Source organism: Nostoc sp. CHAB 5836 (assembly GCF_020829445.1).
Classification (GTDB): Bacteria; Cyanobacteriota; Cyanobacteriia; order Cyanobacteriales; family Nostocaceae; genus Nostoc.
In genome coordinates, this window is the sequence record NZ_JAIVFV010000119.1 from 1 (window position 1) to 21,896 (window position 21,896).

Below are 21,896 nucleotides of genomic sequence, written 5' to 3' on the forward strand. Positions count from 1 at the left end.
TTAAGTAATTTGATTGTATCAATAGTTAAATCTTTAATAAATCGCATTTTTTTGACCTTCTTGTGACCAAGAAGATATTTTACATTACTATTTCCATAATATACAATTTATTTTGCATAGGTACTTAGTATTTGATTTTTCAAATACACGTAGAGTGTGTTAGCGATAGCGTAACGCACCACACGCTTGGAATGGTGCGTTACGCTCTGCTAACACACCCTACATGACTTAAACCACCAAAGTCTTGTAAGTAGGCTAATTCACGCTAATAAATAGTGTGGTGCTGACGGGGCTGATGGGGCCAGGGCTGATGGGGCCAGGGCTGATGGGGCCAGGGCTGATGGGGCCGGGGCTGATGGGGCCGGGGCGGGTGGGGCGGGTGGGGCGGGTGAAGCGGGTTAAAGTGGGGAATGTAGCTATAATTCCACCTTTAGTCATATTGATATCCTCATCTGTTAGATCATTAAAAAAGCTTTCAGAATCCATGAACAGATCAAACCCAGCAGGATGCAACTGAGAGATTGTAATATTAGCCATTTGCAATTTACTCCTAACTAATTATTTTCATTTGGGATTAAATTTTCAATATTTCATCTCAAATAAAAATATGTTATTGATTTTATTCTATTTTGTTAATTAAAGGCTTGTCAAAACATAAAATAGGACAAAAATGCTACAATTGCGTCAATAAACTAGTTATGTTTGTTGCATATAAAATATTATGAGGTGTTGAGCGATCGCCTGTTTTTTCTCTAACCTTTTATATTTATAGGCAACATTTCACGCTTAACGTCGTTTCTTTACTTAGCAGAAACATCATGTCACAAACTATCACTATTACCAACGAAGATATTCTTTCTCAAGTCAAGCTATCTTGCCAAATTCCTGAGTTGGTTGAGGGGATTCTTACCCGCAAGATTGTAGAAAATGCCGCATCTGAGGCGAATCTGAAAGTAGAGACAGAGGAACTTCAGAAAGTAGCAGACCAAATCCGGTTAATAAACAAACTCAACAGTGCTGATGATACCTGGGCGTGGTTGGAAAAACATAATCTTTCTATAGATGATTATGAAGAAATTGTCCACAACACCGTCATTTCTAGTAAGTTAGCCACTCATCTGTTTGCAGATAAAGTTGAACCCTATTTCTTAGAACACCAGCTAGATTATGCGGGTGTCGTCATATATGAGATTTTTCTGGATGATGAAGATTTGGCGATAGAACTCTTTTATGCAATTAAGGAAGGTGAGATCAGTTTTTATGATGTTGCTCACAAATACATCCAGGATACGGAATTACGTCGCAAAGGAGGATATCGAGGGATAGTGCATCGTCACGATTTGAAGCCAGAAATTTCTGCTGCTGTTTTTGCGGCTAAACCGCCGCAGCTTCTCAAACCTATAGTGACTTCTTTGGGAGTACACCTGATTTTGGTGGAGGAGATTATCCAAGTGGAATTGGATAATGTTTTATACCAAAAAATTGTTTCAAATTTGTTTTCTGAATGGCTAAAGAAACAAATCGCTAAAGTTGATGTTTTGAAACAGTTAGGCTCTAATTCTAAAGCTTAAGCTCGACTTTATCCATTTTTTGGCAAGGCTGAAGTTGACGCTGAAATCTTTGTTGTACAGTAGGTTTACTTTTTCTATTTCACCGAGAATCAGTGACATAGAAAAAGTTTTTCCCAAAAAGCTAGGCTTTTACCGTATCAAGAGAGCCAAGTTCTTAATTTTGGATCAAGTTGAGCTAAGAGGTTGTTTGAAAAGTCGCAAAGTATACTAGTAAGTAGGTTGGCGCAAATAAAGCTAACTGGCTAAGGCTGTCATTTGTCCTTTGTCATTGGTCATTAGTAAAGGTTTTAAGCTTATTTACGTTTCGTAACATACTTGACTTTTTTCGCACCAACGTACTTAGTCTGTCAAGTTAGTTTTGAGGGCAGGGCTATTTCATTCTAGACATAAATCACCCAGAACTGAAGTTCCTGGCTCATAGCGAAAGTCCGTTTTAACGGACTATAACCTTTTCTCAGTCGTCTTGAGACGACTTTCGCTATTAGACTCAGAATTTATTCTGAGGCGGGCTAGATGAGAATGAAATAGCCCTGGTTTTGAGGGTTTGTAGTAAGCACTTTAGTGCTTGGGAAATAAGGACTGAAGTCCTGACTACGAACTTGCTTACCCATCAATCTACTAGAAACCCCGCTTCCATACCATCGCCCCGAAACGGGGAGAGGCTTTGAAACCAACAAAAGTTTTTCCGCTTCACTCTCCTCTTAGAGGTTGTTTGAAAAGTAGTTAGCTGTGATTTTAGGCAATTGTTGATCCCCCCTAACTCCCCTTAAAAAAGGGGGGAACCGGAATTAAAGTCCCCCTTTATAAGGGGGATTTAGGGGGATCTAGAAGGTTTTGAATATTCATAGGTTGGCTTGAGCCAAGGGAAACCCAACAAATCCTTCAAAATGTTGGGTTTCGTTCCTCAACCCAACCTACAAATTATTCAATCTTGTGGGGTGGGCGACACCATCGCCCCACAAGATTGAATAATTTATTTATTGGAAGTCTCTTAAAAGACAAAACTACTATATTAATGTCTGTAAAAATATTCATAAAATATTGACTTTTTCAATCTAATGGGTTTTTTTTGGGTAACGCATCGCCTCAAACCCAACCTAGCGTTCTTTTATGTCTCTGGCGAGATAAAAAATATGCTGACCTTGAATGTTGTTGAAAGCCTTGTTTTATCAACCCAAACAACAAATCTTTGTTCGGAACTAAGCAGGAAAAAACTAGGCTTTTAATATTAGACATCTGGTGAAAAATAATGTAGAGACGTAGCACTGCTACGTCTCTACAAGGGTTCTGGGTAACGCATATTCAATTTCACCAGATGTCTATTCTATAACCAGAGGAATAAAAGAGCGCTAGAAATCAATACTGCGTAGATTTTGAATTGATCCCCCCAACCTCCCTTAAAAAGCTACGGTGTATACACAAGTAGTAAAGCTCTATCCCAATAGAATTTACTGCCAAAGCAATATTTTAATTTCGAGACATAAAAGTTTTAGTTGTGTCTCGAAAGGTGATTTAAAAAGCTTGATTTTGAAAGTTGATTCAATAACAATAAAATCAAGGATTAAACAAAACAAACGTTTAATTCTCTAAACCAAGTTGCTCAAACCATTTTATTCAAGGAAAAACATCATGGCTTCCATTAAAATTTCTGAATTACGTCCTGCTGGTTCTGAATTGTTCCAAGATTCTGAAAGCTTCCTCAAAGACCTCGGCGCTCAAGAAATGGCGAACACAATAGGTGCAAGCAGAATTATAGTCAGAAGCAAAACTAATATAGTTGTCGGCGATACTAACATCGTGTCAATAGTTGGTGGTGGTTAATCTGGGTACTAGATCACAATCAAATCCAGGTTAAACAAAACTAAGTTTAATCCTTGTCAAGAACTTACAAGTAACAAAATATCCAGCCATCGCTTTCGCCCTTCAGGGCAAAGCGCAAAAATACTTTGGTTTTCCTAAAAAAATCATTGAAATGGCTGGGTCTTTTGCTTTTTTGATCTACCTTACATAAATTGCTAATTTAATTATATACACCCTAATATCGGATTGGTATTAGCTAAACCTTTTTGGCATTTTCAACTATTCAATTACTTGTTGAAGTATGGCATTTTCTCTGAGTTTCCAAAACATTTTTGATTATCTAATCAAGTATGATATCTGTACGCCAGAAGAACAGGCTCACACGCAGATTGAACCTAAATTAGCCAAAAATTTTAATTTATTGCTAAACTTCCCAAATGGGCGTAAAATACTGGTCAAGCAAGAACCTCTTAACCGAGAAGGAAAACCAGCAGGTGAGTTTTTGCGAGAATGGCAAATTCAGGAATTTGTCCAGAAATTCCCAGAATTAAGTCAAATGCGCGAGTGGATATCAGAGGGAGTTAACTTTAATCCCGATGATTCCATTATTATTTTTAATTACTTAGATAACTATCGTGATCTGATGGCTTTCTATGGTAAGGAAAATATTTTTCCCTTAGAAATCGCCTCTGCTATAGGCACAATATTAGCCCACATCCATAGCTTAACTTTCAATCATAAAGATTATCAAGATTTTTTCTCTTCCTCAAAAGAAAATGAAGCCAGCGATCCGGTTAAGCATTTAGTTAAAGATTTGGGACGAATTAGCCCAGAAATTTTTGGTTCTGTTCCGGCTGATGGGATGAAATTCTTTTCTCTCTATCAACGATATGACAGTTTAGGTCAAGCCATAGCCGAACTGGGAAATTCTTTAAAACCCAATTGTTTAACCCACAATGATCTAAAATTAAATAATATCCTTGTGGCTGATGATTGGGAACAAGGTATTGGCAACAGCACGATACGATTAATTGATTGGGAAAGATGTAGTTGGGGAGATCCAGCTTTTGATTTAGGTACACTCATTGGTAGCTATTTGCATATCTGGTTGGGTAGCATGATTACCAGCAAAACCATGAGTATCGATGAATCCTTGCGGATGGCAATGACACCCTTGGAGATGATACAATCTTCTGTTGCTGCTTTAGCGATCGCATATTTAAATCACTTTCCAGAAATATTACAGCATCGTCCTGATTTTTTACAACGAGTTGTACAGTTTGCTGGTTGGAATTTGATTCTCGCTATTCAATCAGTCCTGCAATACCAAAAATCTTTTGGTAACACGGGTATCTGTATGCTGCAAGTGGCTAAGTCTTTATTGTGCCGTCCAGAAGCATCGATTCCGACAATTTTTGGGATGCAAGCATCAGAACTTATAGCGTTGAGAGCAGAAAGCCCACTCTTTTAAAAGGATGTTTTAAAAGTGATTGACTATGATTTTAGGCACTTATTGATCGCCCCTAACCCCCCGATAAAGACCTCTCCCCAAACCCCTCTCCGACGCGGAGAGGGGCTTTGAGAAGATTTGCTCCCCAACCCTAGTAGGGAAGGGGCTGGGGGTTAGGTCTCAGAGGATGTTTGAAAAGTGGGCCCCCCGATAAATTGCTACTGTGTATGCACAAGTCGGCAGACCTCTCCCCAAACCCCTCTCCGAAGCGGAGAGGGGCTTTGAGAAGGTTGGCTCCCCAAGCCTAGTAGGGAAGGGGCTGGGGGTTAGGTTTAAGAGGATGTTTGAAAAGTGGGCCCTCCGATAAATTGCTACTGTGTATGCACAAGTCGGTAGACCTCTCCCCAAACCCCTCTCCGAAGCGGAGAGGGGCTTTGAGAAGGTTGGCTCCCCAAGCCTAGTAGGGAAGGGGCTGGGGGTTAGGTTTAAGAGACTTTAGTCAGAGTCTTCCACTACGTAAAGACAGCTAACTTTCTTAATACATTGGTCTGATTTATACCCCTGTAGTCGTAATATTCCTTAAGGAATTCTCTCTCCTATATGTGGTATCTTAATTAGCCGTGGGAGCATCAAATCCACAAGCTTATCTCCCCTTAGTTAAAGGGCAAACACTTATGCAACTACTAGATCCGTTGCCAATACAACTAGCAGCTATTCCAGAGTCATTGCAGCGTTCATTGCAAGATATTGTTAATAAAATTGAAATAAAATCCAAATTTTGTATTAGCCATCCCGACTATAAACCTCTAGAAATAACAGATGAGACACTCTCACGCTTTCAGCAATTGCCCTTAGATGTACAAGATAAATATTTAAACGCCCAACTATCTAATTTTCTCTACGGTATTTATTACAATGGTTCCTTAAAACGTGCTTTAGCACTTGATGGGGAAACAACAAATTTAGCAGTTAATCAAAATTTAGAAAATAACACCTTTCTAGGGGTGGATCTGGTGTTTTACAATCGCCTCCATGAAAGTAACAAGGGTGAAGGCTACTTTAGTCCCAATTGGCTGGTGGTGAAAGAAGAGTCAGATGGGGCTTTAGCAGTACACAAAAGTGGTTTAACTCTGCATATTGAGCGCAGTAAACATTTACAACCGCAAGATGAAGCTGTGACTGTGGGGAACCCAGTTGCGATCAAACTGCCCAAGAATTTGGTGCAAAATGGTTTTTACATGGCAGTTAGTAATGCCGGGTCTTACAGTGGTGAAGATTCAATAGTACGAGTCTATTTCAACTTAACTACTGATGGTGCAGTTGCAGTCATGGAAAGCTTGACTACCCAGCTTAATGCGATCGCCCTACCTTTCAATTTTAAAGCGTTATACAACCCTTCAGATTATGGGCGTCATGACTCGGCAGTGCTTTACTTTGACAAAAACAACTATGAAGCTGTACATTCAATACTAGAAAAGGTGTATGCAGAACACCAATCCCATTTTCTGCCAGAAGTCCCCTTATTTACTAAACTTATTGCACCAGGGTTAGCGATCGCAGAAGAACCAAACCAAAAATTTGGCGAAAAAGAAAGCTTTGGGACAAATCGCTGTCAAATTATAACCAATGGTTTGATAGAAGCTTGGCAGCAAGAGGATAATTCGCCAGAAGGTCGGATGGCATCGATTTTGGCACAATTTTCTGCGCTGGAAATTGACCTGGAACGTCCTTACCTCAATGCCAAGTCTGAAGATATTTACTCAGCTTTAAATTTATGAAAATTACTAATCTTACTCCTAATATTCAGACTCATGATTTTCAGCCGCAGTTAACAACTGCCGAGGAACTTGCCATTGCTAATAGTAGATTTGCTCAATCAGATCTACCTTTTTACCGCAAGCTTGGTCGGACTGACTTAACTGTGAGTTGTTTAGGATTGGGAGGTGGAGGCCACATCTCCAGTGAAGATACCCTTTACGCCTTCGACGAAGGCATTAACTACTTTTTCTACTCCAGCGATTTTCATCAATATATTTATAGTTCCATGCGTCCTGCACTCCGCCAATTATGCGGACGGGGTTCCTCAATGCGTGAAAAGGTAGTTCTGGCAACTGTCAGTTACATGGTTAAAACCCCAGACATAGTAGTCAGCTATTTGTACGATCAATTTATCGACCTGGGTATTGACTACGTTGATGTATTTTTTTGGGGCTGGATTGATGAGCATAATCATCCTGCATTCGAGAAGTGTATTAGCGCCTCTGATGATATCCGTGGCCCCAATACAGTGTGTCAGCGCCAAATGGAAAGAATGTTTGGCGTATCCGAAAAGCTGAAAAAAATGGGTGCAGTGCGCTATATTGGTGCTTCTTTTCACGACCACGATTTAGCAAAACAGTGGGTAAATAGCCCTTTATTGGATGTTGTGATGGTGAGGCACAACGTGGCACATCGTACAGCCCAAACAAAGGTTTTCCCTCATGTGGATGCCAACGATCCCCATCGACCAGGGATTGTCACCTTTAAGTCATCAGGTATGGCTGGTGCCCTCTGGGAACCCCCAGCTAGTCTACCAACTGGATGCTGGCAACCTTCAGTCCCAGATTTATATCGCTATTCTTTAAGTCAAAATCCTGTAGATGTTGCCTTAGCAGGTTGGCAAACTCGTGAACAAGTAGATGCAGCGATTCGGGCTGTGCAAAAGGGCAAATTTACCCCTGAAGAAATCGACTACCTCAACCTTTACGGTGACTTACATCGCAACCGCATCAAACCTCATGAAATTCCTAGAGAACGTTTGCTACTTAGTAGATAGAAATAACACATATAGCGGTTTTCAATTGCATGGAATACAGACCTAACCCCCAGCCCCTTCCCTGCAAGGGAAGGGGAGTAAGCTTCTCTCCTTTTAGGAGAGAGGAATGGAAGTCAGGTCAAAGTGTATTGCATCTAAACGAGAAGCGTTATATTACTTAAATATCATCAACCCATGACCGAACAATTAGAACAAACTTTACCCCTCAATATTTTAACCAACGAACCCGTGCAAGCTCATCCAGCAACCGATGCAGAAATTTTGGCATATTTGCGTCATTCTGCTAGATTTGCAGAAATAGCGATCGCCACTGAACGTGAAACATTAGTTTTATTCCACTGCAACCAGTTGGGAATTGAAATATCTGATGATGAATGGCAAGCTGCTGGCGATGCTTTTCGCATGGAACGCCAATTATGGGGAAATGCAGAAACTAGTGCATGGCTGGAGGAGCAACGTATTAGTGTAGAGGAATGGTCGCAAGGAATTAAAGTCACACTGTTAGAGAACAAGCTTAAAGAACATCTCTTCGGTGCAACAGTGGATGGCACTTATGTTTCTAACCGCGACAACTACAGACGGGTGGCGCTATCGCAAATTCTGGTTACTGACCTGGCAACTGCTTGGAAAATCGTGCAAATCCTCCGCGAAGGACAAGCTTCTTTCTGTGCTTTGGCTTTGGAACATTCTAAGGGTAAGCAGTCGCAAGAAAATGGTGGCTTTGTAGGAATTCGCTATTTAGTAGAACTGATACCGGAAATTGCCAAACCTCTCGCCGAAGCTAAGGAAGGTGAAATTATTGGCCCTGTGCAAACAAAAGTAGGGTATCACGTTCTGAGAGCGGAAAAGTGGTTCCCCATAGAATTGAATCAAGGAGTGAGAGAACAAATTATGGACTCGTTGTTTGAAGTGTGGTTGCAAAATTTGAAAAATTCCTACCATTAGACATAGGAGTGAAAAAAAATGTAGAGACGTAGCACTGCTACGTCTCTACAAGGGTTCTGGGTAACGCATATTTAATTTGGGGGATCTAAAAGTGCCTAAAGTCACAGTGAAATACTTTTCAAATATCCTTTTAGCCCGTCTTTAACTCAATACGCTTGGGTTAAGCCCAAAAATAAAAATGTGTAGTCGAGGAACGAAACCCAACATTTTCGGGCTTTTGTTGGGTAACACTAAAGTTCAACCCAACCTACAATTATCCACAAAGCCAAGCGTATTGGTCTTTAACTCTGAAAACACGCCCTAGTCCAAACTCTAGTCTGATGATTTCCTTAACCAGCAGTAGGCGCAGCCACCTGACGCATTAATTCAGATGCGTTGTAGTTATCTGTAATCATTTGCGGACAACGCATACAAGCTGCCTTGCCTTCTTGCTGCCACCACCGACAATTTCGGCGTATGGAACAGGGGGGTAGTTCTTCTGCTACTGGAGGTAAATTTTCTACAATTCGCATTGCTAGACGGCAATCTTGTCCATCAAAATGCTGGCAACCTTTAGTAGCACAAGCTGATGCCGTCCGAAAAACTTCGGCTGGTGTAACTGGACTAACTTTTGCTATCAGTTCATCCGTGATAGGCAAGGGCTGTTTAAGATAAGTTACACGGGGTTCTGCAACTGTTCCACTGATGATTCCGAAAACAACACTATCCTCCGATTCCGGTCTAGCACTGGGGCAAAGTGTAGTTTTATCAACAGCAATATCTTCCATCAATTGAGCCTCCAGTGGAGAGAATCTTTATGAATATAAGCCCGGATTTCTCACAAAGGTTTAACTAATGACTATGCCAACGCCGCCAGCACAGCAGGGGTCTTGTCTTATTATGATTCCTGCTGTAACAACAGGAGTAAAAGGCTTCCAAACTATTGTGGGATTCAATGATATTCCACCTGTAACGCTTTTTGCTTCCTCGTCAGACATAGATAACAAAGTTTCTTCTGAATCCAAAACTTCGTTGCGACGTGTCATAGCATTCTTCACAGCACCATCAATCAAATCGCTAATTTCAAGTTGACTGTTATACTTTCTTTCTTTCCCTTCCATGTTCATTTTCCTCTGAATTCTTGACTATTGCCTAATATTGTCCTTATTATAGGAAAAAAGAAACCTACTTATTCTATTTGTAGAACTGTAAAGTAGACATAACTAAAACATTTATGTCCTGAAAATAAAGTCTCTCTCCTTTTAGGAGAGAGAAATAGAAGAGAGGTTTTCCAGATACCGTGAAAAGTCAGAGAGTTAATCTGGGCGCTGTTGAGTTAGAACTTGATAAGCATAATTGAAATCATCAGTAGTAATCCTGATATCAGAAGGCTCTGTCAATCCTTGAGAGCGAAAACGACGAATTGCTTCTACCGCCGCTTGATTGCACAGTAAAGTTAAGTCTGCACCATTCCAGTCTTTGCTCATCTCTGCCCAATAGTTTAAATCCACATCTTCTAAGGGTCGCCCTTGACTATGGACTTGCAGAATTGCCAAGCGACTAGCTAAATCTGGTAAATCTACCTTCATCTGTAAATCCAAGCGTCCAGCTCGTAACAAAGCTGGGTCAAGAGCATCAGGTCGATTGGTCGCCCCAATCACCAAGATAGTGCTTCCCACTTCTATACCATCCAACTCAGTGAGTAATTGACCGACTACGCGATCGCTCACTCCTGAATCACCATTGTAACTGCCGCGTGCTGGGGCTAAAGTATCAATTTCATCAATAAATACTACACAAGGCTCTGCCTGACGCGCCTTAGCAAATAATTCCCGCACCGCCTGTTCACTCGCACCTACCCAACGGGTGAGTAATTCCGGGCCGTTGACACTAATAAAATTAGCTTTGCCTTGGGAAGCAACAGCTTTGGCTAATAAAGTTTTTCCTGTCCCCGGTGGCCCCCACAGCAAGATTCCTTTGGGTGCTAGTGCTTTAGTTTGCAGGTAAAGTTCTGGATACAGTAGCGCCCCTTCTACTGATTCCCGTAGGGTTTCCTTAATCTTATCCAAACCGCCAATATCTTCCCAGGCGATATGAGGAACTTCCACTTCTACACTGCGCAACACAGCCGGTTTAATTTCTTTGAGTCCTTGCAAAAAGTCAGCTTGGTTAACCGTCATTTTTTCAGGAATTCGTCCCTCAATCGAAGGAATTTGCCGACGCAAGGCTGTATAAGCCGCTTTTTGACAAACAGCTTTCAAATCGGCTCCCACAAATCCCACAGCCCCTTCAGCGATGACATCTAGGTTAACCGTTTCATCTAAAGGCATGGCGCGGGTGAGAATTTCCAGAATATCTCTGCGTCCTTTAGCATCAGGAATGCGAAACTGGACTTCCCGGTCAAATCGTCCCGGACGACGCAAAGCTGGGTCAAGATGGTCTGGGCGGTTCGTTGCAGCCAGAACAATCACACCAAGGCTTTGAGAAAAACCATCCATCAGACCCAATAGTTGAGCCACAACGCGCTTTTCCACTTCACCTTCTACAGAATTGCGGTCTGGAGCGAGGCTATCGATTTCATCAATGAAGATAATACAGGGAGCATTCTTAGCAGCTTTCTCAAAGATGCCCCGAAGTTTTTGCTCGGCTTCACCATAATATTTGCTGATGACTTCCGGCCCCACAAGAGCAATGTAGTTAACGCCGAGTTCTTCAGCTAAAGCACGCGCAGTTAGGGTTTTACCAGTACCAGGAGGCCCAACTAAAAGTACACCCCTGGTTGGTTCCAGCCCCAATTTAGCCAGCAAGTCAGGACGTTTTAAGGGAATAGCGATGAGTTCTTTAAGTTCTTTGAGAATCTCACCAAGTCCCCCGATATCTTTCAAAGCATTACCAGAAGGAGAATCAGGTGGTACAACAACGTCAGATGTCTCTCCTTTTCCTGGATCAGAATTAGGAGAGGGTTGGGTGCGGATACGGCTTGTGCCAATATCGTTAGCCATATTATTAGGACGCGGTATATTCCCAGACCGAGGAATATTGCTCATGGAACGGGAGTTAATCTGGAAATCCGTCTTAATTTCTCCCTTTTCTGCTTTTTCTTCTAAAGTTTTAACTAGTTCAATTAACTGTTCAAATCCCTTGAATAAATCACTCATATAATAACTCCATAAATCTCGATAATTCTACTTGTATTTAGCCGTGGTCATCTTTTATTTACAGTTAATTTCTCGAATTCAAATAAAAGACTTGCTGCCCCTTGAATTCGGGCTATAGGCTCCACATAACGGGGTAAACCAGGTAGACGAATCATAGCTAGTAGGTTGGGTTGAGCCGAGCGAAACCCAACGTGGATCTCGGTGTTGGGTTTCACTTCGTTTAACCCAACCTACGTTTATTACATCATTTTAGGCTTGACACGCTACTACGTGTATTTCAAAAATCAAATATGAGTCCTATAGAAGCTTGACATACAAAGCTTGACTTCTCAGTATACTGAGCAAGATTCAAGTAGGATTCCTATAGTTTTATTTATTCTCACCGACTTACTTATTTAGCCGTGATCATCTTTTATTTGCAGTTAATTTCTCGAATTCAAATAAAAGATTTGCTGCCCCTTCAATTCGGGCTATAGGCTCCACATAACGGGGTAAACCAGGTAGACGAATCATAGTTTGCGCTGGAAATAAACTCCCATCAATTTCTAGTTTTTCACTATAGCGATTTTGAACTACATAGCGCTGCTCAACTCCCATCTTTTTGAGAGATTCTGTTAAGCGTATGTGTTCGGATATAATTGCATATTCTGACTGAATAACACCAATAAATTGAGTAGCTTGATGATTTTTTAACTTTTTCTGTGCTTGGACAATTTGTTGGCGTAAATGCCGTAAGCGTCCAATAAAATCAACTCTGCCCAAAACATCTTGATATTTTATCCACAGTTTAAATATCCAAGATAACCAATCACCTAAAGCCGATGGCATTTCTAAAAATCGCAATAGATGACCAGTTGGTGCTGTATCTAAAATAATTAAATCTTGCTGTTTGCTGTCCAATAAATCCATCACAGTAATTAGAGCTAGCATCTCATCAATACCCGGTAAAGCTTGAGACATAATCTGCCGCCATGCCTCTGGAACATAAGCAACATTTACTGTTGTCTCTGTTTGCGAACCTTCACCACTAATCATATCTGCCAATTCCCACAGATAATCTGCACGGAATTGCTCTAAAAGTCGATTACCATCAATTTCTTGCCCACTTAAATTAGATGCTAAAGATATAGGTTCATGTCCTAGATTTCTTCCAAAGGCATCTCCTAAAGAATGGGCTGGGTCTATAGAAATTACTCTAATTTTCTTATCTGGATGTTGTTGAGAAGAAGCCCAAGCGATCGCAGCTGCTACCGTCGTTTTACCCACACCTCCTTTACCACCAACAATAATTAGTTGGCATCCTTCATTGACAAAATCATGGAAGCTAGGTAAAACTTTCGCAGGCCATTGAATCACTGGTTGTGGAACAAGTTCAACAGTTTCAATTTGTTGAATTTGGGACGCTAGAGAATCTAATGCCACCCCACCCAAGGGTTCTACTCTCTGCTGCGGTAAGGTAAAAACAGGGTGATTAGGGGTAAGTTTTAAGTATTTATTCAGTAGATTTTGCTGTTCGGCATAACGGTCTGGTTCTAGCTCCGAATTTAGCAAAATTCGATTGATGAACAATCCGGCGTAGGGAACTTCTAAGGTTTCTAAACTATTCAGAAAGCGCTCAGTTTCTAAAAAACACATCGGTTCAGAAATACCTACAACCAAACAACCTGTAAACTTTTCATCTTGCAGTAAACGTCTACCTTCTGCTAATTCAGTTTTCATTTCTACTAAAAAGTTATCGATTTCATCAGCCGTATAACTACCTGTAAAAGTTTTGGTGATTACCCGATGTTTTTCTTGAAACAATTCTAAGGAATTTAAAATAACATCTAAAAAATCTTTTAAGCCTAATAAATTTAAGGTATGACCAGAAGGAGCCATGTCTATAACTACACGATCTACCTCTTTTTCAACCAGCAAACGTTCAATTTCTAGCAACCCCATTAATTCATTTAAACCAGGCCAGTTTAAATCCCATACTGGTGCTAAATCGCCCCCATCAGCTAAACTACCACGCTCTATCAGTATTTCTAAAAAGTGGCTATATTTGGCTTTAAATGCCAACAACAATTTTTGAGCATCCAGTGCTTGAACGCTCAAGTTAGGTAAATCTGTTAATGGTACTGCAATATCTTTAACTTCTGATTGCAATACATCACCTAAAGAATGTGCCGGATCTGTAGAAATTAACAGAATTTTTTCTTCAGGAAACTTTCTCGCCCAATAACGCGCAAAAGTGCAAGAAATGGTAGTTTTACCAACCCCACCTTTGCCGCTAAACATAACTAAATGTAATGAATCGTAGTAGTTCATAATTAAATTAAAAACTCCCAAAAAACTTGTTAGTAATAATTAAATAAAGTGATAGGGGGGAAGAGGTTCTCCCAAAATTAAATTCCAATGAGAGCATTTCTTTTGTAAAGTTAGCACTTGTTTTAAAAGTAAAGCTTTATCATGGTGATCAACTAAAAGATGAAGCCGTACTTCTTCGGCATGATCTTGAACGATCGCAGATGATTGATAAATTTCCTTTATGAAATTAATTAAATTAGATTTCTCCTCATTTTGGGCAGCAATAAAGCTTTTTTGATGCTGATAATGTTGTTTTTTCGCTAAAAAATAGTCTCTTCCATTTGCTCCAGATTGCTTTGCAAGCTCTTCAACTTTGTGAGGAATGACCTTTAAAGTATATTCGTTTTTTCCCTGAATGTGATTTAGTTTCTCTTGATATTCCTGACCATGAGATTCTATATGATTTAACAATGTCTCTTGGGAAATAAAATAAGTGCCAAAACGCAAAGGTAAAACTGTCATCTGACGAGATAGTTCACAAATGACGCGATCGTGGGCTAAAACCATTTTGATAATTTCTTCGTCATTATTTTGGCTTGCTTCTAAAGATATTTCCGGTTCTACAACAGCTGAAAGCTTATTGCCACTAATTAAGCGTAATTCACCAAGATTGCCTTCTGGTAAATTCACAGGAAAATCAGGAGTATTTATAAAGGCATAAGTGTAGAAATTTGGCGATCGCATGATTTTAACCAGATAAAAAACTTAAAAATTATAACCCACACTCACCAGAACAATCATCTTGGCATAAAAATCAAAAAAATGCTGAAATTTAGGAAACTATTTACATTGTTAAAATCTTAGTTATAATACATATCAAATATTCCGGAATGTATCATGAAAAAAATAGGTAATCAAGGAATTATTAGACATAAAGTTAGCACGATGCCTCGAAATAAATCTGAAGCGTCTAATCAATTAGAACTTTATAAGCTAATCACAGAAAAGCAACGTATTCAGCAAGAGTTAGCTTTTATTGAGCAACAGACAGGGCTACTTAAACAACGTTTATTAACCCTACAAAGCCAGATAAATTCCACAGAGAGTAATATTCATCAATCGCGTCAGTTTGAGTCAGCAGTTCCTCCGGTGGCGCGTCCAAAAACATTATTTGAAACTAAGAAATACCAGACTTTTGAGATTGAATATTAAACTCTAAAATTCTGCAAAGTTAGTTGAGAATCAGAATAGAAATTAAACAATTAATAACCAGCTTTCGCGGATTATTAATTGTTTAATTATATAGATTAACTAGCTAGGGGTAAATAAATCAACTTTGCGAGTCAAATCAAGGTTTTGAAACCCAGGTCGGTGGGTGAGAGTTTGTGTAGACGCGGTTTCTAACCGCCCGTTTTACGTTAAGTTGACACCTATGGGCAGTAGCATCTAAGTTGCATAAAAGCAGGGCTGAAGCCCTTACTACAAGCGAATCATTCTGGAAACTAGTTCGTGTTCACTACTTACTAGGGCGATAAAACTAGATTTTCATTGTCTTCATATTCTTTTACAAATACGCATTGGTCTTGGTTAAGTTCATTTTCTTCAAATACATCTATAAACTCAGATTGTGCTGGATAATCTTCATCTTCTTCGGACTCTAGATCCAGGCGAGACTCTTCTTCTAAAGATTGAATTTTTAACAGAAGTTGTTCTTCTTGAATATCAAAATCTTCTTCAGAAAGTTCGCCCATATCAAATCTTAATTGCAGAATTAATAATTGTTTATGGAGATCTTCTTGAGCATCAAATTCAGTGTTAGTGCGCTCTTGAATTTGTTCTCCAATCCACATAAGACCACTAATTGGCAATAGTAAGATTTTCCCTAGCATAATATTGACTCCTATGAATAAATTTGAGCAAATGTATAAGGTGCAGTAAAGTTGTTGTAGCGAATGCGTAAACGTTCACCAAATTTTTGATCAATCGCTTCCACTTGTTCGCTAAATATAGATTCGTCTTCCCAAGGAATCAAAAAGGCAGCGTTATAAATCATGTCTTCTGTCATTGGTTCATTTTCGATAATCTCATTTGCCAATGGTTTTAACTCATTAAAAAACACTTGAATTATAGATTCTTTGCGACTTGCTAAATTACTTTCAATTAATTGTCCAATGTGAATTACCCCCTCCATACTTAATGGCTTTCCTTCCATTTGGTCTCGCTTTTGTTTCAAGTCTTCATGAGACTCCATTAATGCTTGTAATTCAGATTTGCTATCCCAGAAAATTTTAATACTGACCTCTCGGCGTCCAGATAATTTTTGGAATAGCTCTTGTAACTGCTCTTTATATGGTTGAAGTAGTTGTGTAACTACTGTTTCCCAATTTTTTACAACTAATCCAAAACGTAAAGGCAGTAAGGTTCTAAATCCAGCTTGCATAGCTTGTTCTAGAACCTGTTCATGGTTGATTAAATTGCGTCGAGAAGCTAAATATTTTTCCTGCTGTGCCTCGGAATATAAAAAAGTAAATCCACCAATTACTTGACTATAGACAGGTTGAGAATCCAATCCTTTAAGAACAACTGTTGCTGGAATTGGCTCAGGAAAAATACCGTATACGTAAAGACCAAATGTCATAATGCTAAAGAATACTCAAACTAAAGGAATTATCAAAGCTTACGCAAATGTCAGAGATTTATTCATAAGGCTGTCAATACTCAATAGTCCAACTTGATTTAACTTTTAACTGTGGATTATTGACTATTGACCACCTTCATTCTTGTTCTAAGTACGTTGGTGCGAAAAAAATCAACTATGTTATGAAACATAAAGAAGCTTAAAACCTTTACTAATGACAAATGACCAATGACAAATGACAGCCTTAGCCAGTTAACTTTAATTGCGCCAACTTACTTAGTGTGCCAGTTGCGTAAGTCCTATTTGTAATTACAACGGTCTTGAGGTTAAAACTAACCGCAACTTAGCATGAATGAGATTGAGTTGAGCTATACCTAAATCTATTTCACCATCCACAACAATTCCGGTGTTTAAAAGACGGTCTAGTAGTTCTAGTATAGAAGGTTGATTCCCAATCTCACCTGGATAATAAGATCCCGGTGATGGCAAAAGAGTACCAACATCTCCTAAATTTATATTCAAGTCTGCTGGTTCAATCTCAAAAATCTGACACAAGTTTAAAACTTGTTCTTCTAACTTTTGCAAACTTTCGCTTGCTCGTTCTAAATCAGATTCGCTGAGAGAGTCTTGTTCCATGCGCCGAATTACTTGTGCCTCCATTAGCTGGCGTACTAGTTCCACTACAGTCAAAAGTAAAGGAGCTAAACCTGCTTTACTGTTAGGTTTAGAAGTGCTAGGTAGCTTGGAGGGAGACTTTTCAACTGGAGTACAAACCATTGTCATGATGCTATCTAACTTTTCTAAATTTCTTTAATTCGATTCAATCGTTGAGACTTGAGTCATCATCTTTCACACTTGCAGATGTGAGTGAACGTAGTTGTGTTTCTAGACTTTCTAGCCGTTGTTGAAGTTGTTGGTTTTCTTCAAATAAACGTTGAGCTTTAGTACTGAGATAGGGGTCACTTTCCCACCAATTTATACCCATCTCACGAGCTTTATCAACTGAAGAAATTAACAGGCGAATCCGAATATGTATCAGTTCAGTTGAGGCAATAGATATAGAAATGTCACCAGCAATCACAATTCCTTTATCTAAAACTCTTTCGAGAATATCCGCTAAGGTGGAGCCTTGTGTAGATGTAGGAACTACTCGATTTGAGTTAGTTTGAGGACGTGTTGAGTGTAGTGGGGTAGTAGTCACGATTAATTCGGCTCTTCAATAGGTATATGCACGGTTATTCTTGCTGACCAAGCCCAATGGCTCTAGAGAATAGAACTATCTACTAGACATTTCCAGAAATTAAATATGCGTTACTTAGAACCCTTGTAGAGACATAGCAGTGCGACGTCTCTACATTCTTTTTCGGAGATGTCTACTACTGGCTGTTGCGGCACTTCTCCATCAAGAGTGCTAAAGTCAGAATCAATGATGGTTGGAAACCCGCCTTCAGCGATCGCATCTGTATCTTCTAATGTGATACTATTATCTAGTTCCTCTATTGTCTGTAGGCTTAGGTGGTTGAGTAGTTCTAGAAAAATCATTGTCGCTTCGCTAGCAGACCAATTGGTGCGGTTCAACAGCACATCTGCACAAATTTCCCGAAAATCAGAATTTTCTGGTGATACCAAAATATTGTGTTCCGCACATACTTTAGCAATCATCAAACAAGACCGCAATCCGGAGGTCTTCTCCTCACCTGTACGTAAGCGAAATGCTTTAACTAACTGCACAATTAAGTGAGCATCTGGTCTGTTGATGCCTGTTTTATTCGCTAAGATCTCGGTTTGAGTTAGCTCGTCCGGTTCTGGCATATTAATAGTTACCAACCTATCCAGCAAAGCATCCTGAGTCGCATGGACTCCGCAGTACTCTTCTGGGTTGGAGGTAAAAATAGCCCGAAATTGGGGATGAACGTGCAGGTATTCTGGCTGATTACTGCTGGGAGGAAAGGTGAGAATTTTTTCTTCTAAAGCAGATAGCAAGACGTTATTCACTTCCGGTCGCGAACGGTTAAATTCGTCGTAGACCAAGGTTAAGCCTTCTCGACAAGCTAGAGTTAGTTTAGAATCAACCCAATTTTGTTTAAATTCGTCTTCAACTTTCAGAACGCTGTGAATGTAATTGTCCAGCAACTTTTTATGGGTGTAACCGGATTCACTACCAATCAAATCAGAACTTTTAAATTCATCATCTCCGAAAATCAACATGATTGGTCTATCTAGGCGGTTAGCCAGGTGCATGGCTAAGGTTGTTTTCCCACTGCCGGCTGGGCCACGTAAGTGAATAGCAAACCCGGATGCCAGATAACGCAACGCCCGAATTGCGACCCGCTCGATCGCAGGTGTGACGATAAATTGCCCAGGACGGACACGAAGAACAGCCCTTTTGTTGTTATTTGCAGTGGTGGTCATAAATTCCGATGATGAAAAGTAGTTTTTCGAGACAAAAAATTCCGATCCTGAGATTGCAATTTTGAAATTGATATGCTAATGTGGTTATCATAGTTATCAATCCAAAAACTGATTCTTTTGAATTACAAAAAGCAAGCTGAGGAAAAAAACTTTAAGACTTGGTAACTTCCTTATACTAAATTAATAGATAGCATAAGATATCTAAGGTTTTACATTAGAACTCATTGTTAAATTTCCCCCTTTTTTGACCAGTTATTTAACTGTAAGATTAGGGGGTTTTACTATTTAGTCTAGTTGACCAGGGCTATCAACGTTTTTGCACATTTGGGATGCTCCCACTAGATGTGCCAAAAATGCTAGCAAACAAATCTTGACGGAATTGATGCAAATTTTGCCTTTGTGCTTTGGCTTGCTTAGTTCTGTTCTTTGCTGTTTCAGCTAGAAAGTCGTGGGTTGTTTGCTCAAGTTCTTGACAGAATTCATGCAAAAAGCTTGCTTGTGCTTCAGCTTGAGCAAACCTTTCTTGAGCGGTTTCTGTGAGAAAGTCGTGAGTTGTTTGCTCTAGGTTTTGGTGAAACTGATGCAACTCTTGTGCTTGCTTTTTGGCTTTAACTTGTCTGTTTGCTGTTGTCGCAGACAAGAATTCATGAGTTTTTGTAAATAGTTCAGTTACTTCCTCGGCTATCGACTGATGCTCTTGCCGGATTTTTTCCATTAAAGCCGTCATGAGGTTCTCCGCAATATTATTAAAATCGTAAATAAACTATATTTACTGGATATTGATTTTCCAGTAAATGTAGCTCAAACAATAGCTGCTTTTTGTGTTTTATCCTTTGATCAATCCAGATTTATCAGTATCAGGATAATTAACAAAAAACAGAATTAATAACTAGAATTACCTAGGTCATAATTCTAATTGAATTGCATCTACTTAATAATTAAGCAGGTACGGCTGCGGACTGTGTTAAACCTACTGCTTCTGCATATTTCAAGTAGGTTTCAACAGAAGCAATGACGATACGAGCTTCGATTGCAAGTAATTCAATACCAACTAAGGAAACACGTACCCAAGCATCTACAACGATGCCTTTGTCTAAGATCCGGTCAATAACTTCTGCCAAACTCGAAGAAGAATTGGTTTTTTCGACTGCCATGATTTGATACCTTAACTCATTGTTGATTTTTACTATTAGCGATGCATTTGCCTTCGCTTGCTACTGAATTAAATTAAACACACGTTTTCAGGTATGTAAAGAGTTTACCTGGATGAAAATTGTAAAGAATTACAAAAACAATAATTATTCTCAAAATAAGAGAGCTTTGATGTTTGATTTGTGTTTGTTTTGTATAAAACTTTTGATTTGAATGTAAGTTTTCACAGATAAGCTTGGTTTTTTGTAAGCTTTAGTGTAAACTTTTTGTTGTTATCAGTTTTTTAGAATTATTTTTACCCAATATATGAATTTGAGGTCTAACTGTGTTTTACGAGTAATTTAATAAGTAAATGCACGAATATTCTTAGAGCTATTTTTTTTAGATATACGTAATATTACGGTTAATAAAACCTTGGGTAAATAACATAGGATATTTTCAACAATTATCTTGGGAAGAAAATCATGTCTATAGAAGCTAGTACAGATAAACCTAATCCCAAGCCACCTTGATTTTAGATGTCTGCATTGGAGACGGGATAAAATTTCTCAAAGATTCGTGGCAACTCTGTCACTGGAATTACTAGACATCTGGTGAAATTAAATATGCGTTACCCAGAACTTTTGTAGAGACGTAGCACTGCTACGTCAAAACAATTCTTTTTCACTCCTATGTCTACTGCTGAATTACTGATAGTCATAATAGTTTTTGCGATCGCTATGGTTATTGTTACCATAGATCATCTAATACTCGCTACGAAGTTGAAAAGTTTTGGAATTACATCACACCAGATCCTCAATCACCGGATCATCGCTACAAAGATGTTTTGAGTACGGAAACGCCTATTGTGCAATTTGTCAGTCGTAGCAGTATTCCTATTGATTATGTTCTTAACCGACTGCAAGAAATTACTGTACTGCGAGTTTTAGGTGTGTTGGGTAATCCCGACATTATTACCCAGTATTACTCAGAAAGAGATTTTTATTTTCCTATAGATAAATTTGTTAGCTGGGAACGTTTAGACGTTATTAATACTGTTTATGCTTACTGGTCGAATTATGATGTTTGGTTGCAAATTGATCCCTACGATCGCGGGCGACGACAATATAGCTTAATGGCGAAAAATCTCGCGCCACTAATTAACAAAGCAACTTACGACTTAGCGGTAATGCTGAGTGGATATCAAAGCCGTGTAGGCAAAGTTCATAGTCAATTTTCCATTCGGACATTTCCCGCAGATATCCAAAACTTTACTGATTCTGTACAGCAAGCGATTCTGAATCAAAACCAGTTAGCGGTTGTTGTACATGGGCAACCAGGTACTGGTAAAACAGTCTGGACACAGGCAGTAGCAAAGGAAATTCTTGTACCTTTAGGGTATGTAATTTTTATTTTAGATCATGATGCGATCGCTAATTTTGTCCCACCGACTTACATAGAGCGTATTTGTATCGTGATTAACGAAGCTGATAATCTAGCTCAAAATCGTGCTTCTGAGGTAGCGCAATACAATAACAAAACCGAACACATTCTGAGTTTGCTGGATGGCACTTTGTATCAGACAGGACTTACGCAACTGGCACAGGCGATCGCTAAATTTTAGTGCGGATGTATTGAATAACGACGCCACTAGCACAGGGCGATCGCCAATAAATAGTACTTTCGTACTATAGAAATGCACATAAAA

At 39.4% G+C, this 21,896-nt stretch carries 21 protein-coding genes and 1 pseudogene; 8 read left to right on the plus strand and 14 right to left on the minus strand.

All coding sequences use genetic code 11. From position 1 onward, the window contains the following. Nucleotides 1-255 precede the first annotated feature (255 nt). Nucleotides 256-537: a hypothetical protein gene (locus LC605_RS21515; protein WP_229549565.1), complete on the minus strand. Its 282-nt coding sequence runs from the start codon at nucleotides 535-537 to the stop codon at nucleotides 256-258. A 281-nt stretch (nucleotides 538-818) separates the two neighbouring features. Here LC605_RS21515 and LC605_RS21520 point away from each other — a divergent pair, with 281 nt between their 5' ends. The 6 genes from LC605_RS21520 to LC605_RS21545 all read left to right on the plus strand — a co-directional run bounded on the left by LC605_RS21520 (nucleotide 819) and on the right by LC605_RS21545 (nucleotide 8,581). After that, nucleotides 819-1,571 carry a peptidylprolyl isomerase gene (locus LC605_RS21520; RefSeq protein WP_229549566.1) on the plus strand — a complete coding sequence of 251 codons (753 nt, stop codon included), beginning with the start codon at nucleotides 819-821 and terminating at the stop codon, nucleotides 1,569-1,571. 1,629 nt (nucleotides 1,572-3,200) lie between these two features. Beyond that, nucleotides 3,201-3,392 (plus strand): hypothetical protein, encoded by a 192-nt coding sequence (locus LC605_RS21525; RefSeq protein WP_229549567.1) that lies wholly within the window; start codon nucleotides 3,201-3,203, stop codon nucleotides 3,390-3,392. Nucleotides 3,393-3,672: 280 nt separating this feature from the next. After that, nucleotides 3,673-4,842 (plus strand): phosphotransferase, encoded by a 1,170-nt coding sequence (locus LC605_RS21530; protein WP_229549568.1) that lies wholly within the window; start codon nucleotides 3,673-3,675, stop codon nucleotides 4,840-4,842. Nucleotides 4,843-5,495: 653 nt separating this feature from the next. Beyond that, nucleotides 5,496-6,599: a T3SS effector HopA1 family protein gene (locus LC605_RS21535; RefSeq protein WP_229549569.1), complete on the plus strand. Its 1,104-nt coding sequence runs from the start codon at nucleotides 5,496-5,498 to the stop codon at nucleotides 6,597-6,599. Further along, a complete protein-coding gene (locus tag LC605_RS21540; protein WP_229549570.1) occupies nucleotides 6,596-7,636 on the plus strand; it encodes an aldo/keto reductase in 1,041 nt (346 codons plus the stop codon). Before LC605_RS21535 ends, LC605_RS21540 begins: the two co-directional genes overlap by 4 nt. A 174-nt stretch (nucleotides 7,637-7,810) precedes the next feature. Beyond that, a complete protein-coding gene (locus LC605_RS21545) occupies nucleotides 7,811-8,581 on the plus strand; it encodes a peptidylprolyl isomerase (protein WP_229549571.1) in 771 nt (256 codons plus the stop codon). 329 nt (nucleotides 8,582-8,910) lie between these two features. Here LC605_RS21545 and LC605_RS21550 read toward each other — a convergent pair whose 3' ends face one another. The 5 genes from LC605_RS21550 to LC605_RS21570 form a co-directional block, all read right to left on the minus strand. Continuing rightward, complete coding sequence (locus tag LC605_RS21550) at nucleotides 8,911-9,348, minus strand: nitrogen fixation protein (RefSeq protein WP_229549572.1); 438 nt, start codon at nucleotides 9,346-9,348, stop codon at nucleotides 8,911-8,913. A gap of 60 nt (nucleotides 9,349-9,408) precedes the next feature. Continuing rightward, on the minus strand, nucleotides 9,409-9,681 hold the full coding sequence (locus tag LC605_RS21555) for a hypothetical protein (RefSeq protein WP_229549573.1): 273 nt from the start codon (nucleotides 9,679-9,681) through the stop codon (nucleotides 9,409-9,411). Between the two features lie 195 nt (nucleotides 9,682-9,876). After that, entirely contained in the window at nucleotides 9,877-11,718 is a 1,842-nt protein-coding gene (locus LC605_RS21560; protein WP_229549574.1) for an AAA family ATPase, read from the minus strand. A 405-nt stretch (nucleotides 11,719-12,123) separates the two neighbouring features. Then, nucleotides 12,124-14,028 (minus strand): ArsA family ATPase, encoded by a 1,905-nt coding sequence (locus LC605_RS21565; RefSeq protein ID WP_229549575.1) that lies wholly within the window; start codon nucleotides 14,026-14,028, stop codon nucleotides 12,124-12,126. 39 nt (nucleotides 14,029-14,067) lie between these two features. Then, nucleotides 14,068-14,751: a GvpL/GvpF family gas vesicle protein gene (locus LC605_RS21570; RefSeq protein ID WP_229549576.1), complete on the minus strand. Its 684-nt coding sequence runs from the start codon at nucleotides 14,749-14,751 to the stop codon at nucleotides 14,068-14,070. Between the two features lie 153 nt (nucleotides 14,752-14,904). Between LC605_RS21570 and LC605_RS21575 the strand changes: the two genes are divergently transcribed. Continuing rightward, nucleotides 14,905-15,219, plus strand: a complete 315-nt coding sequence (locus LC605_RS21575; RefSeq protein ID WP_229549577.1) for a gas vesicle protein — start codon at nucleotides 14,905-14,907, stop codon at nucleotides 15,217-15,219. A 311-nt stretch (nucleotides 15,220-15,530) separates the two neighbouring features. On the opposite strand, the gene LC605_RS21580 is transcribed toward LC605_RS21575, so the two are convergent. The 8 genes from LC605_RS21580 to LC605_RS33070 form a co-directional block, all read right to left on the minus strand. Next, the gene (locus tag LC605_RS21580) at nucleotides 15,531-15,896 is read right to left on the minus strand and encodes a gas vesicle protein GvpG (RefSeq protein WP_229549578.1); all 366 of its coding nucleotides are present in this window, start codon (nucleotides 15,894-15,896) and stop codon (nucleotides 15,531-15,533) included. Between the two features lie 11 nt (nucleotides 15,897-15,907). Further along, complete coding sequence (locus LC605_RS21585; RefSeq protein ID WP_229549579.1) at nucleotides 15,908-16,645, minus strand: GvpL/GvpF family gas vesicle protein; 738 nt, start codon at nucleotides 16,643-16,645, stop codon at nucleotides 15,908-15,910. 309 nt (nucleotides 16,646-16,954) lie between these two features. Further along, on the minus strand, nucleotides 16,955-17,428 hold the full coding sequence (locus LC605_RS21590) for a gas vesicle protein K (protein WP_229549580.1): 474 nt from the start codon (nucleotides 17,426-17,428) through the stop codon (nucleotides 16,955-16,957). 37 nt (nucleotides 17,429-17,465) lie between these two features. Next, complete coding sequence (locus LC605_RS21595; protein ID WP_229549581.1) at nucleotides 17,466-17,846, minus strand: gas vesicle protein; 381 nt, start codon at nucleotides 17,844-17,846, stop codon at nucleotides 17,466-17,468. 110 nt (nucleotides 17,847-17,956) lie between these two features. After that, nucleotides 17,957-19,057 carry a gas vesicle protein GvpN gene (gene gvpN, locus LC605_RS21600; RefSeq protein ID WP_229549582.1) on the minus strand — a complete coding sequence of 367 codons (1,101 nt, stop codon included), beginning with the start codon at nucleotides 19,055-19,057 and terminating at the stop codon, nucleotides 17,957-17,959. Between the two features lie 307 nt (nucleotides 19,058-19,364). After that, nucleotides 19,365-19,784 carry a gas vesicle protein GvpC gene (gene gvpC, locus LC605_RS21605; RefSeq protein WP_229549583.1) on the minus strand — a complete coding sequence of 140 codons (420 nt, stop codon included), beginning with the start codon at nucleotides 19,782-19,784 and terminating at the stop codon, nucleotides 19,365-19,367. Nucleotides 19,785-19,995: 211 nt separating this feature from the next. After that, nucleotides 19,996-20,211 carry a gas vesicle structural protein GvpA gene (gvpA, locus tag LC605_RS21610; protein ID WP_045871251.1) on the minus strand — a complete coding sequence of 72 codons (216 nt, stop codon included), beginning with the start codon at nucleotides 20,209-20,211 and terminating at the stop codon, nucleotides 19,996-19,998. A 608-nt stretch (nucleotides 20,212-20,819) separates the two neighbouring features. Further along, nucleotides 20,820-20,945: a hypothetical protein gene (locus LC605_RS33070; RefSeq protein ID WP_267868619.1), complete on the minus strand. Its 126-nt coding sequence runs from the start codon at nucleotides 20,943-20,945 to the stop codon at nucleotides 20,820-20,822. A 9-nt stretch (nucleotides 20,946-20,954) separates the two neighbouring features. On the opposite strand from LC605_RS33070, the pseudogene LC605_RS21615 reads away from it, so the two are divergent. Beyond that, nucleotides 20,955-21,770, plus strand: a pseudogene (locus LC605_RS21615) (AAA family ATPase); the annotation flags it as partial. Between the last annotated feature and the right edge of the window lie 126 nt (nucleotides 21,771-21,896).